Genomic DNA, 12,118 nt, shown 5'->3' with positions numbered 1-12,118 from the left:
TTAGCTTTGCGGCGTTCCGTAACATGGAACACAATTCCATATCTTTGCTATGTTATGTATTCTTCACGTACCTTGGAATTCCTCCTAACCACAAAGAAAAAAGCACACACAAAATGATGGAAGGAGCGGTCGGCACCGCTCCTTTGTTACTACGGAACTATGCGTACAGAGGTGGTAACGTACTTATTTCGGCTCGAACGTAACCTTTACTACCCGGCCAAAGATGTGGAGGGTCTTCTTATCTTCTCCTTGAAAGAGGATGGGTCTGTGTGCCAGGTTGTCCGTTTCCGACTGCAGAATAATGGTATCATCTTGGAAGTAAACTCGTTTCACAGTAGCGTTTTCCCTGTCCACGGCTACTACGGCGATTTCACCGTCGTTGACGAAGTCTTGCTGTCTCACAAGAACCAGGTCGTCTGGGTAGATCCGAGCTCTGGTCATACTGTCAGTGCCCACCCGAAAAAAGAAGTATTCGGCGCCACCAAGCTCAGTTACGGGTACTGTTTTGTACCCTTCTATTTGTTCACAAGTATCAACTGGCACGCCAGCTCGGATGCTACTCAGTACAGGAACTCGTACCATCGAACGAGCAGTCATGGCGCCTGGCGGCAGGTACGTGCCATGTGGATCACTAGTGCGGCAAAGCAAATAATCAGTCGATACCTCAAAAAGGTCAGCCAGGCGCTTTAACATCTCAGGATCTAGGTTTGTTCGGCCTATTTCCCAGTTAGCTAGAGTACCACGAGCGACATTGAGACGTTTGGCCAACTCTTCCTGCGTCAAACCTTCTTTCTGTCGTAGCAGGTGTATCCGCTGCCCTAATGTGCTCATTTGCCACACCTCCACTCCCAGGGTAATGGATGGGTGTGTCATATTTCAACATGAGTGCTGAAATATATACAAAATCCTGCCTAAACCACTTGACAGTGCTAGGATAGCACAGTATAATTGTGTTAACGTAGCACAAGGACCAGGAGTGAACCTTATGCGCTGCGAACTGATACGAGCTCGGAAGAAAGCGAGGCTGACACAAAAACAGCTGGCAGAATTAGTAGGTATAGAACGGTCGACCTACGCCCACATTGAAAGAGGTAGATCACCTTCCTTTCAGGTTGCCCTGGCAATTGCGGGTGTTCTTAGGCGACCGGTAGAGGATCTTTTTTTACCCCACCGTGTGCTTAAGGACAACAAAAGATAAGTAAGAGCTGCCCAAAAAGGTTCGCTTGAAGGCGGTCTTGAAAGCAGAACTTCTATTCCTGGTCCACGTGCGGACAGCTCTCAAGATTCGGACGAAGGGGGGGGTACAACAAGCACCGATTCAGAAAACCGCTCTAGCCAGGGAAGAGAAAAGTTTCGAGAGTCTATCAGAAGAAGGGTGGAATTACCATGGAAAACAGGATCAAGTACATGACTTGGACAGAGTTTGATAAGCGCAGAAAGGAAACCAAGACAGTAATAATTCCTTCAGGTGCTATTGAAGTGTACGGCCCACATCTTCCCCTAGGTAGCGACATTATTGTCGCAGAGAAAGTCGCACAATTAGTTGCTGAAAAGGTCAATGCTATAGTTGGACCTTCGGTGGAAATCGGTGAGTCGGCCGCGCTGTACGCATTTCCAGGTACCTTAGTAACTGAACCTGAGAACCTTAAGGCTGTCTACAGGGATATCTGCAAGAGCTTTATTAAGTGGGGCTTTGATAAGATATTCATTTTAAATACCCATCTCGGTAACACGGTGCCGCTGAATCAGCTTCTTCAGGAGCTTCAAGATACGTATGGGGTTAAGTGTGCATCTATTGGCTGGTGGCAGTATATTCCACATCTGTCCCAGGACATTTTCACAACACCTGCTCCACATGGGCATGCGAGCGAGGCGGGCACTTCTGTACTTCTCTATCTCTGCCCTGAACACGTTGATATTTCGCAAGCCCCCTGTAATTATTCTCTTTACCAGGACCCGTACCCACATATTACCAAATTCCTGAGCTTTGACAAGTTCACTAGCAATGGTACCATCGGCGATGCTACAGCGGGCTCCGCTGAAAAAGGTAAGCAAGTTGTTGAGAGAGCAGTTACCGAAATCGCCGAGTTCATCAAGAATGTTTTGGAAAAGTAACATGCCAGCAGAAGAATTTTAAAAGAAGGGAGAAACAAAGATGGGCAGATTAATAAGGGTTGCCGTTGCTCAAAGAAGCGCGGCTGGTACAACTCAACAGAACCTGACGGGCATGATAGATATGGTAAAAGAGGCTGTAAGTAATAGGAGCAACCTCGATGTTATTGTTTTCCCGGAGTATTCGTACTATGCTCCAACGAATATAGAAGAATCCAGAAAGGTGGCGGAAGACGTACCAGGTCCTCTAACTGAGACAATGGGGGAGCTTGCCAGAAAGTACAGCGTTAACATTATCCCTGGAAGTTTTGTTGAAAAAGCCGAGGGCGGAAAGGTTCACAACACTTGCGTTTTTATTAACCGGGACGGCAAAATTGTTGGTAAGTACCGCAAAATCCATCTCATGGATGCCATTGGTTACAAAGAGTCAGACTACGTCGAAGCAGGCAAACAGATGTGCGTCATTGATACGGACATCGGAAAGGTTGGAATCATGGTCTGCTACGACCTTCGTTTTCCAGAGCTTGCGAGAAGCATGGTGCTACAAGGATCAGACATTTTGTTTGTTCCTTCGGAATTTCCATCAGGAAATCCGCTTCCTCCCAGAACAGATCATTGGGATATACTTGTCAGAAGTACTGCGCTATACAATCTTACTTATGTGGTTGCGGCCAACCAGTTTGGTCCGTTGCACAACGATAACCCTTTCGGCCGTTCTTGCGTCGTTGATCCCTGGGGGACTATTATATCATCGGCAAGTGGCCGTCAGGATATTATTTACGCTACGCTGGATATGGATTATCAAAAGTACGTTAGAGACAGTGTTGCCACCTGGGTTAACAGAAAACCTGAAATCTATGCTCTATAGGAATATCTCTCTGCCTGAACTTTGGTAGCAGCACATCTGGAGTAAAAATGTGCCTCACTCAACTTTGCCCGCCACTCCTTTCCCTGAGAGTGGCGGGTTGAGTAAAAAAGTGAAGATAATTGTTACCAGACATGTCCCTGTTCTGAGCGGGACCTTGATGATTATATACATTTTAGAATTGGTGTTGCCAAAATGACGATCGTAATCTATGTGGACTGAGAAGGAGGGTTATCATGCGAAGAGTACTGATCTCCTTACTAGTATTCGTCATGATCATTAGTGTTGTGGGAGGATGTGGAAACCCAGGTCCTTCTACTCCTCCATCATCCGGAACCAATGAATCAGGAGAAACGTATCAAAAGTTGAAGATAAAACTAAGCACTTCTGGAACCGATCTTGGCGTTGATTCCCTGGCTGCAGTTAAATTCGCCGAATTAGTAAAAGAGGAAAGTGATGGTAATATTGAGGTGACAGTTTTTCCGAATTGTCAGCTTTCGGGTGGCAGTATGCCAATGAACGTCGAGCTCTTAGCCCAAGGCGGTCACTACGAGATGGCTGTTCTCTCTGCTTCTGTCTTGAGCAATCTCGACGAGAGATTCCTGTCGATGTCAGTTCCATTTACGTTCGCGAACTACGAAGAAGTAAATGAGAAACTTGACGGTACAGGTGGAGAATGGCTTAGCAGGATGCTTGATTCGAAGGGGCTTGTTTATCTTTCCGGTATGCACAATGGCCTGAAGCAAATTACCAATAGTAAACGCGAAATCAGGACACCAGAGGATATTAGAGGGCTTAAGATTAGAATTCCAGGTGGCGAAGTAGGCATGATGACGTTCAAGGCGTTTGGGGCAGACCCCGTGGCCATGAGTTGGAGCGAAGTGTTCACAGCTTTGCAGCAGGGCACGATTGATGGCCATGAGAACAGCTACCAAACAATTGATTCGGCTAATATATACGAGGTGCAGAAATACTTAACAGAATGGAACTACAGTTATGATGGCTACTTCTTTATAGCCAACAAAAAGTTTTGGGACGGCCTTAATGATCGAACAAAAGTTCTTCTTCAGGACAAGGCGGTTGAAGCCGCACAGTGGGGTAGGGACTATTTGGAGGACGGCGAAGAGAATCTAAAGAAGAAGTTCAAAGATGCAGGGATGGTTATTACCGAACTGAGTCCCGAAGAGCTACAAGCTTTTATCGATGTTGTAAAACCTGTACAGGAATACTTCATTGATAAATTTGGAGAAGAGGCTTGCTCTGCTTGGGGGCTCAAGAAATAATTTGCCGAAGTACTCAGCTATATTGGGTTTATGTTGAATTAACCCGGTAGGCAACTGCTTGCCTACCGGGTTTGCCCAGAAGGGGTTCCTTTATGTTACAGATGTGGCACCATCGCTGCTCCGTTGGTACTAGGTGAGTAAGATAATATGGGTTTAGAAAGTGCAGGCGGGTTCCCAATTGCGAACAACGGAGGCTCAATCCAGGGGGGACAGAAGCTATGAGAAAAATATTAGCAAACTTTGAAGATAAGGTTTCAGCCGTTGTGTTGACTATTATGTTGACACTAACATTTGTAAATGTTATTGCCAGGTACTGCTTTACCGCATCCATCTCTTACACTGAAGAAATCACGACCATGCTTTTCGTACTGCTGTGCACGCTTGGTTCAGCGATTGCGGCTAAACGCAGGGCCCATCTAGGGTTAAGCATAGTGACAGACATGTTGCCAGAAAGTCTCCAGAGATATACAGGGTTTTTCACAAACATGCTTGGTGCTGTTTTTAGTTTAATCCTTGTGTATACCGGAGTTCTCATGGTCATCCATGAGTATGAGATAGGGCAGATTTCTATTGGCTTACAATGGCCACAGTGGATCTATGGAACTTTTATCCCAATTGGAGGCGTAGCGATGGTGTATCGTTTTGCGAAAACCGCGATTCATTCTTTAAGGCGTTTGAACTAGCCCAGCAGTAAAACAAAAGGGGGGAAACAGTCGATATGACGGCCACAGTACTTTTTTTGTCCTTTACGATGTTAATCCTCTTAAACGTTCCGATTGGCGTTTGCCTTGCTTGTTCAAGCCTTTTAGCCTTAGCTCAATTGAACATGAAATTTGACATACTTCCTAATATTTTCTTTGCGTCCTCCAGCAAATTCGTTCTTTTAGCCATCCCTTTCTTTATTCTTGGTGGTAATATTATGGAGAAAGCTGGTATTTCAGGGAAGCTCATTAATTTAGCGCAAGCGTTTGTGGGACATATTAAAGGCGGACTCGCAATCGTTTGTGTTGCAGTTGCGTGTTTTTTCGCCGCCATCTCAGGCTCCGGTCCAGCAACAGTTGCTGCGCTTGGTATGATCATTATCCCTGCAATGGTGGAGGTTGGCTACAAGCCAGCAACCGCCGCAGCACTTATAGCTACTGCCGGCGGCATTGGTGTTATCATACCTCCCTCGATTTCGTTCGTCATATATGGATCCATTACCGGTGTCTCTATTGGTAAATTATTCATGGCAGGTGTTATCCCTGGTCTCCTCATGGGCCTTGGCTTGGTGATAGCTACTTTTCTTTTAACTAGAAACTCTGAATTGCAGAGGTTACCCAAGGCAAGTAGCAAAGAACGTTGGAATGCCTTTAAGGACGCTTTTTGGGGTCTTTTAATGCCGGCTATCATCTTGGGCGGTATTTACGGGGGTGTTTTCACACCAACTGAAGCAGCTGCTGTCGCTGCAGTATACGGCCTCTTTGTCGGAGTTTTTGTTTATAAGTCTATAACATGGCGACACTTCTACGATATAGTTGTAACCTCAGCATCTCAGACCGCTGTTGTTATGTTTATCGTTGCAACCGCAAACTTATTCGCTTGGATTATTACAATGGAAGGCATTGCAACTGCAGCTAGTAATTTTCTCCTTAATCTGGCGGGAGGAAACCTAATATTATTCCTCATTATCGTGAACGCAATCCTTCTTATGGCGGGCTGTGTAATTGACGGTACCTCTGCACTATACATCTTGACGCCTATCTTACTGCCGGTTGCTCAAAAGCTTGGATATGACCCCTTGGTGCTCGGCGTTGTTATGGTTATGAACCTGGCAATTGGAATGGTTACTCCACCGGTTGGTGTTAACTTATATGTTGCCTGCGGATTAGCCGATGTTTCCTTTAAAGATATCGCTAGAAAAGCTTGGCCGTTTATATTGGCTTCTGTGGCCGTTTTGTTGATAGTCACATACGTCCCGGCACTCTCACAATTCTTGCCAAGTCTTATGCAGTAAGATTTGTTAAGTAAACGTGTGGTGTGCACTGACCTCTGTGCCGGACAGTGCGGTGAGTTTTGTAGCATTAAGCGAAACAGAAAGAACGAAGCTGTAACGTAAAAGTAGGCCGCTTGGACCACATTCCTTTTATCCTGTTGGTAAGCGATACCGATCAAAGGAGCAGGAGGAAGAGATGAGCAAGCGAGCCAGCTCTGGGGAGCTGCTAAGCAGCGGCATACCGCATTGGTACATCATCCGACAGTGAACGATTGGGTTCGGAATCAGTGGCCGTCTCGGGGCGGAATCTACACAGTTATCTCTGTAGAGAAGTAGCGTTTTACAACCACAGCCAGGAGGTACTTGCCTCCTGGCATAAATGTTTTCGTGGGTCGGACGGCGGAGCTCCGCTCTGTTGTCAAAGAACAGAAGGAAAGTTAGCAGCATTTGTAGAAGGTTATGACAAGACAGACTCACCTTCCCAGCCTCCAATGTGCCCAAGACTAAATCGAGCGCAGGCCTGCTTTAAGGAGTGGATGCATGGTGCGTGGTAAGCACAGGAACAGTGGCAAGACGCCTGCCAAGCAGGTCATAGAAGAGATTGGGAAAAAGCTTGTTCAAGAAGAGGTATTGTTTTTCATAAGTGCCGGGCTGTCCAGCAATTGGGGTTATCCAACGGCCGGCCGGTGGGCCGAGGAAATCTTAAAGCGGTGTAGCAGCGTCTTGACGCCGGAGGTGTGCCAAGAGATTCATGATGTGCTCCAACCACGCCCCGGCGAAGACAAAAGCAGCCCCGACCTGGGCATCCTGGCCGAGTTACTTGAATGCCGGTTCGGTAAATGTCCTACCCTCGGCTGCCTTCTCGGCTTCGGCCTGAGCGACCAGCGGGCCCGCGGGCCCTGGCTTACCCGCGCCGAAGCGCGCGAACGGCTTCTCCGTGGGGTTGAGGTGATTGGTATACCCCACATTGTTCTGGCGCGTCTGGCCCGAGAAAAGCTGATCACCGAAGTCATTACCACTAACTACGATGTCCTCTTGGAGACCGCTTGTTGGGCCGTCGGAATGGATGACGAGGCTGAACGTGCGGACTGCGGTGTGTATACCGGGACTCCGGCGGCTTTCCGAGTTATCGCTGGCGGTTTTGAGTACTACGCCAGTCGTACCCAACAGAATGTTTTCCGCATTTATAAAATCCACGGTTGCGCGCACAAACTTATCACGGCGTTTGCCAACCGGCATGCTGGGAATGAAGACTGCGACCAATGTCCCCACCTAACCCAGGGGAATGACGCGATGTGCAACAGGAAAGATGCTGTGAAAGACCTGAACTTGGTTCTAACCCGGCGCGAACTGCAACATTGGCGCCGCGACGATTGGGCCAAGGACCTTCTTTGTGACCGGGCACGCAATCACAACCTTATTTTGGTCGGTTTCTCCGGCGCCGACCAGGTGCTCAACGTTACCCTGCGCAATCTCTTTGCCGAGATCCAGGCTGCCCTCAAAGAAACAACGTCTGGACTACAGTCGGGAGACGAAAGGGCTACTCTCAGCCCTCGGCGTGCTTATGCCATCGACATCCGCTTAGGGCCGGACTTGGCAGCGATTCTGCGGGATGCAAGCTTCTCTCAGCCTCTCCCCCTTCGCCCCTCCGCTCAATTCCTAACGATAGAGGAGAATAAAGATAAGGCGAAGACCAAGGCCTCCATGGAATCAGCTTTCAGCAACATGTATGTGACAGCCATACATGAGCTGCTCCTCACTTTAATGGAGGATAGGGGCATCGGCACGGTCCGCCTTCAAGCCAGCACCTTAACGGAGCGACAGGCCGAGGCAATCCTGAACAATACAAAGGACTTTCTGTACCAGGCAGCACAACACTGTCCGCCGTTTATCATGGATACTCTACCCGGCGCGGTGGCAGCCTCCTGGTTATACGGTGCCGATGTTGCTGAGGCGTCCAGCCGGCCCGCTATGTTCGTCCTGGCTAACCGACCTCACTTCTACATTCCGCTCACCTACAATCTCAGTGCAACCCTTGGCCTCCTGAGGTTCTATTCACTGCTTCCTGAGGCAGCCAATTTCCGGCCAGACGGCTGGGTGGAAATGCTAAAGGCGACCGGGGTGTCGTATCCAGCCTACGTTCTCCTGCCTCTTTACCGTCCACAGCATGAGAATCTACCCTGGCTGAACCAGTGGGTGAAACGCAGATACGGTACCATCACCGCAGGTCGGAAAGCGGTTGTTGTCCTGCTCAGCGATGATGGTGGGACAAGCAGCACAGCCGGAGAAATGGAGCCTGGGGAAACGGATGCTGCTGCGGCGGACTACTGGACAGTGCGCGTTCCTATGGGCGTTCTTTGGAACCCGGATACCCGTGATATCTGGGCCTTCCTGGTACCTGCACTTAAGCGCTGTGAAGAGGAGGGGGGATGGTCTTATGCAGCAGCCTCCGGCGGATGAAAAGGTGAGGCAAGCTCTTCGCCAAGTCAGGGAGAGAATCGAAGCGGCTCTGACTGCCTTGGACAGTTCGGAAAAACCCAATCTAGTGTTGCAAGGTGGGGAGAGCCCGATCCGGCTGGTCGACCGGCGGCGCAAACTGTCTGTTGAAGCTGCCTACATTGTTCACAGTGACGCTGAAGGTTTCCTAGGCGTGTTTTGCGGTTTTGCCTCTTCCGTCTCTGAGTCGGCGGAAGAGCCCGCCCACCAGATCGGCGATAGAGCCAAACAAGTAGTGCACGAGCTCGATCTTATGTTTGGCGGCGGTGTTACCAATAACGAGGCCCGCCCGTGGCTGGTCTGCCTTTTTGCCGTAGTGCCCGGCCCGAAGGAGGAGCAGGCCTTTACCCGAGCGCTAAACGGTTTTGTGTTCGAGCCGTACAATCCCCTGCTGCGCATTGGTGTAAGCTTGATTACGGCAGATGAAGCCAGGGACCTGCAGGCGCTTGGTCGCTTCCTGGCACCGCTATTACTGACTACGCGAAAGCTCACCCAGAGGGACCCAAGTCAGCTGCGGACTGCTTATGGCCAGAAGCTCCTGGAAAAGCTTGAAGCATGTTTAGAAGAGACCCCAGCAGAGGACTCTGCAGATCCTGTGTCTTACGAGAAGCCGGCACCGGCTATACGACGGCGTATCGTCACAGAAATAGCGCAGCGGCTCGCCGATGCCGTTAAAGGCTTAGAGGTCAAGCCTCCCAGAGCCAGCCTAACGACCATAAAGGAAATCGAAGGCCTCCAGCACTTTCGGCGGTTCGATGCACCACGAGCCTTACACTTTAAAAAGAAGAACCTCGTATTCGGACTCAATGGCAGCGGCAAAACAAGTCTCGTTCAAGTCCTGGAACTGGGGCTCACAGGCCAAGTAAGGGAAGTAAGGAATCAAGAAGCAGTAAGGTCCTTTCTTTCAAATAAAGAGCCTGCTGCAATAATAAAGATGGTCCTCGCTGACGAACCTGGTTCCACCGTGGAACACCGCTTGCTAAGCTCCCCGCCACTTCTTACGCCGGACGCATTCGCTACTTTTTGCTTGCGCCAGACCGATTACCAATGCTTTGTCCAGTGCAAACCCGAAGAACGCTCTGAGTTTCTTGCGCGGGCCCTGGGTATGCCGGTGGACGAGTTGTTTGAGCGCTTAAATGAAATGCTTGGCGAGGTGCGTCGCATTGCCCGCAATGAGTACCCCGACATGAAGAAGGATCCCGGCTGGAACTACGAAAGGTCGTTTCAGACCGTCCTTCAAAGTAAGTTGGCTGGTGTGGTCCGACGCGATGACTTTAACAAAACGTGGGAGTTTTTTCAGAAAGTTCATCAGAGTCTTAGGAGCCTTCTCAGCACCTACCCGACCCTTTGCGAAGATGCCTACGAATCTGTACGGGACTTAGCAAGCAAGGTAGCAAGATGGAGTCAGCAATGCAACGAAATTCTTGATATGCTTGCAGCAGGCCCCGTACCGCAAAGCCGGCTGGAGGAAGCAGCCAGCTTCCTGACTCGGGCCAGGGAACGCGCTGCTGCTGCCCTGGCAGCCGTGCAGGACATGCTGCACGACCTGGAGGCGCCCATCCGCGCCTACCTCGCCAGCGAGACCGATCGTCTCAAGGCAGAGGAGGTGCCTGCCGGGGAGGCACTGGCCGATAAAGAAGCGCTTCTTCAGCGCGTACAGTATGCGCTGTCCTCTGTGCGCACTCTCGAACCTGTCCAGGAGGCTACCCGGAGCGCAGCTGCTTCTCTCGATACGTGGTGGAGCAAGCTGCAGTCTTTTCTTGCTTCCGAATCACCGGTGGAAGACAAGGGAGAATTCCCAGTCGGTGTTTATTCTAAAATCGTCGAGATCCGGGCTTTTGCGCAGGCCCTGGCCGCCCGTACTGCCTGGGCCGAGCACGTAAAGGCACTGCGCGAGCTGGAGGCCTACCTGGCAGACCCGGCCTTGGTCACCGGCGCCAGCCAATTGGAACAAAAGCGCCGGGATCTCGCTACACAGGTTGCCCAGCTTCAGGGGGCTGTGCGCGGGTCCCAGGGACCGGATCACCAGCCGCGGCGCAACCTGGCGGTTGCTTTACGGGCCCACGGCATGGAGGTGCCAGAGGCCTTATTGAATGCCACTAGCGTCCGGGCGTTGCAGTCTTACCTTACTGCCTTATCATCCCTTGCTGCAGTGCTCACCACCCTATGGGATCAAGCGGCATGGGAGAAGGTCGCCGGGACAATCCTGCACTTCTACGATTACCCTGACGTTGCCAGCCACGTTCGAGCCGGAGCGTATTACTACTTCACTTACCTGGATGTACTGGAGCAGGAGCAAAAAGACATGCGCGAGGCAGTCAGCGCTTGGTTAAAGGAAGTTGTAGAAGAGGAACTGGAAAAATCCTTCCTAGAATTCCTTTATCTACTCACCTCTTTCTCGTGGGGTTTCCTTTACCCTACGATGACCCCTGACATTGACGGAAAGAACAGAGTGTCGCTCGGGTTTAGTTTTCACGAGAAGATAAACGCCAGCGACATTCTTAACCAGGCCGAAAAGAGCCTTGCCGGGCTGAGCTGGTTCCTTATGGCTTACCTGCTTGCCGGTCGCGAATACAGCAGCGTCCTTATTCTGGACGATCCTTTCCAGCACTTGGATGAAACCAATGCCAGCAGCTTCATGCGCGCGCTGGACCTTATGGACCGAGTCTTCAACGTTGGACAAATCATCGTAACTCTGCACGAAAGGGACATTTACGACTCGTTGCTGCGCTTGTGGGCAGTTATTCCGTCCCGCCCTGCTGCTTCAGCTCCCTTCGGTACAACTACCGCTAGCATAATCCTGCGGCAGAACGAATTCTTCACTTCTGATATTCAGGAATTTCACCTCCAGACCCGCTATAAATCCGTCTCCCTCGACAAGATGGTCGAGTTGGTTCCAATTCAACCAGCGTCCATAATGCAGCTCAATGTAACATTCTAAGTAACGGGCACCCACCGAGGTTCCCGGAATGGTGGTCTACCTACCTGCAATTGAAGTGGCGAGGTATTTACGTACCGACAATCTTCGCCTGGAACTGGTAGAAGAAGTGGCCAACACTTACGGTGTCTCACTGACTGCGGCAGCAGTGAAGATAGTAGCATTGAAGGTTGTGTGCTGTGTTGTCTATCATAACGATTCCTGAAAATATGAGGGAGGGGAAAACTGGGAAGAAGACTGGTGACGGCAAGTATGGTGCAGAAGGGGGTGCAGCGGTTATGGGTAAGGGCGGAGCTCGTAGCGCGATCAGGCGAGGCGGTACACTTTACTACGTCAGGAGAAGGATGGATGGCACGTTCGCGGATTGGGTGAGAGCGGGACGTTCGTTGGCCATAGACCGGAGGGTGAAGGCTAAGACCCATGTACCTCCAGGGCAAGGTGACCGGGGC

The 12,118-nt window shown here is 50.3% G+C and carries 9 protein-coding genes; 8 read left to right on the top strand and 1 reads right to left on the bottom strand.

From position 1 onward, the window contains the following. Positions 1-183: 183 nt before the first annotated feature. On the bottom strand, positions 184-831 hold the full coding sequence (locus K5554_RS14080) for a LexA family transcriptional regulator (protein ID WP_221039083.1): 648 nt from the start codon (positions 829-831) through the stop codon (positions 184-186). 154 nt (positions 832-985) lie between these two features. Between K5554_RS14080 and K5554_RS14075 the strand changes: the two genes are divergently transcribed. From K5554_RS14075 to K5554_RS14040, 8 genes are all read left to right on the top strand, one after another. Further along, complete coding sequence (locus tag K5554_RS14075; RefSeq protein WP_221039082.1) at positions 986-1,198, top strand: helix-turn-helix transcriptional regulator; 213 nt, start codon at positions 986-988, stop codon at positions 1,196-1,198. A 188-nt stretch (positions 1,199-1,386) separates the two neighbouring features. Further along, complete coding sequence (locus tag K5554_RS14070) at positions 1,387-2,115, top strand: creatininase family protein (RefSeq protein ID WP_221039081.1); 729 nt, start codon at positions 1,387-1,389, stop codon at positions 2,113-2,115. 40 nt (positions 2,116-2,155) lie between these two features. After that, positions 2,156-2,980: a carbon-nitrogen hydrolase family protein gene (locus K5554_RS14065; RefSeq protein ID WP_221039080.1), complete on the top strand. Its 825-nt coding sequence runs from the start codon at positions 2,156-2,158 to the stop codon at positions 2,978-2,980. A gap of 233 nt (positions 2,981-3,213) precedes the next feature. After that, the gene (locus K5554_RS14060; protein WP_221039079.1) at positions 3,214-4,260 is read left to right on the top strand and encodes a DctP family TRAP transporter solute-binding subunit; all 1,047 of its coding nucleotides are present in this window, start codon (positions 3,214-3,216) and stop codon (positions 4,258-4,260) included. A gap of 218 nt (positions 4,261-4,478) precedes the next feature. Continuing rightward, positions 4,479-4,943 (top strand): TRAP transporter small permease, encoded by a 465-nt coding sequence (locus K5554_RS14055; RefSeq protein WP_221039078.1) that lies wholly within the window; start codon positions 4,479-4,481, stop codon positions 4,941-4,943. Between the two features lie 35 nt (positions 4,944-4,978). Beyond that, the gene (locus K5554_RS14050) at positions 4,979-6,256 is read left to right on the top strand and encodes a TRAP transporter large permease (RefSeq protein ID WP_221039077.1); all 1,278 of its coding nucleotides are present in this window, start codon (positions 4,979-4,981) and stop codon (positions 6,254-6,256) included. A gap of 519 nt (positions 6,257-6,775) precedes the next feature. Next, positions 6,776-8,695, top strand: coding sequence for an SIR2 family protein (locus K5554_RS14045; RefSeq protein ID WP_221039076.1), 1,920 nt, complete (start codon positions 6,776-6,778; stop codon positions 8,693-8,695). After that, positions 8,673-11,672: an AAA family ATPase gene (locus K5554_RS14040; RefSeq protein WP_221039075.1), complete on the top strand. Its 3,000-nt coding sequence runs from the start codon at positions 8,673-8,675 to the stop codon at positions 11,670-11,672. The genes K5554_RS14045 and K5554_RS14040 overlap by 23 nt, the downstream gene beginning before the upstream one ends. Positions 11,673-12,118 lie beyond the last annotated feature (446 nt).

Source organism: Gelria sp. Kuro-4 (assembly GCF_019668485.1).
Classification (GTDB): Bacteria; Bacillota; DTU030; order DUMP01; family DUMP01; genus DUMP01.
This window is presented reverse-complemented; position numbering and strand designations above follow the sequence as displayed.

Coding starts and splice junctions, on each gene's coding strand:
- K5554_RS14065 (WP_221039080.1), top strand. CDS start 2,156: ATGGGCAGATTAATAAGGGTTGCCGTTGCTCAAAGAAGCGCGGCTGGT.
- K5554_RS14060 (WP_221039079.1), top strand. CDS start 3,214: ATGCGAAGAGTACTGATCTCCTTACTAGTATTCGTCATGATCATTAGT.
- K5554_RS14040 (WP_221039075.1), top strand. CDS start 8,673: ATGCAGCAGCCTCCGGCGGATGAAAAGGTGAGGCAAGCTCTTCGCCAA.
- K5554_RS14055 (WP_221039078.1), top strand. CDS start 4,479: ATGAGAAAAATATTAGCAAACTTTGAAGATAAGGTTTCAGCCGTTGTG.
- K5554_RS14050 (WP_221039077.1), top strand. CDS start 4,979: ATGACGGCCACAGTACTTTTTTTGTCCTTTACGATGTTAATCCTCTTA.
- K5554_RS14045 (WP_221039076.1), top strand. CDS start 6,776: ATGGTGCGTGGTAAGCACAGGAACAGTGGCAAGACGCCTGCCAAGCAG.
- K5554_RS14080 (WP_221039083.1), bottom strand. CDS start 831: ATGAGCACATTAGGGCAGCGGATACACCTGCTACGACAGAAAGAAGGT.
- K5554_RS14070 (WP_221039081.1), top strand. CDS start 1,387: ATGGAAAACAGGATCAAGTACATGACTTGGACAGAGTTTGATAAGCGC.
- K5554_RS14075 (WP_221039082.1), top strand. CDS start 986: ATGCGCTGCGAACTGATACGAGCTCGGAAGAAAGCGAGGCTGACACAA.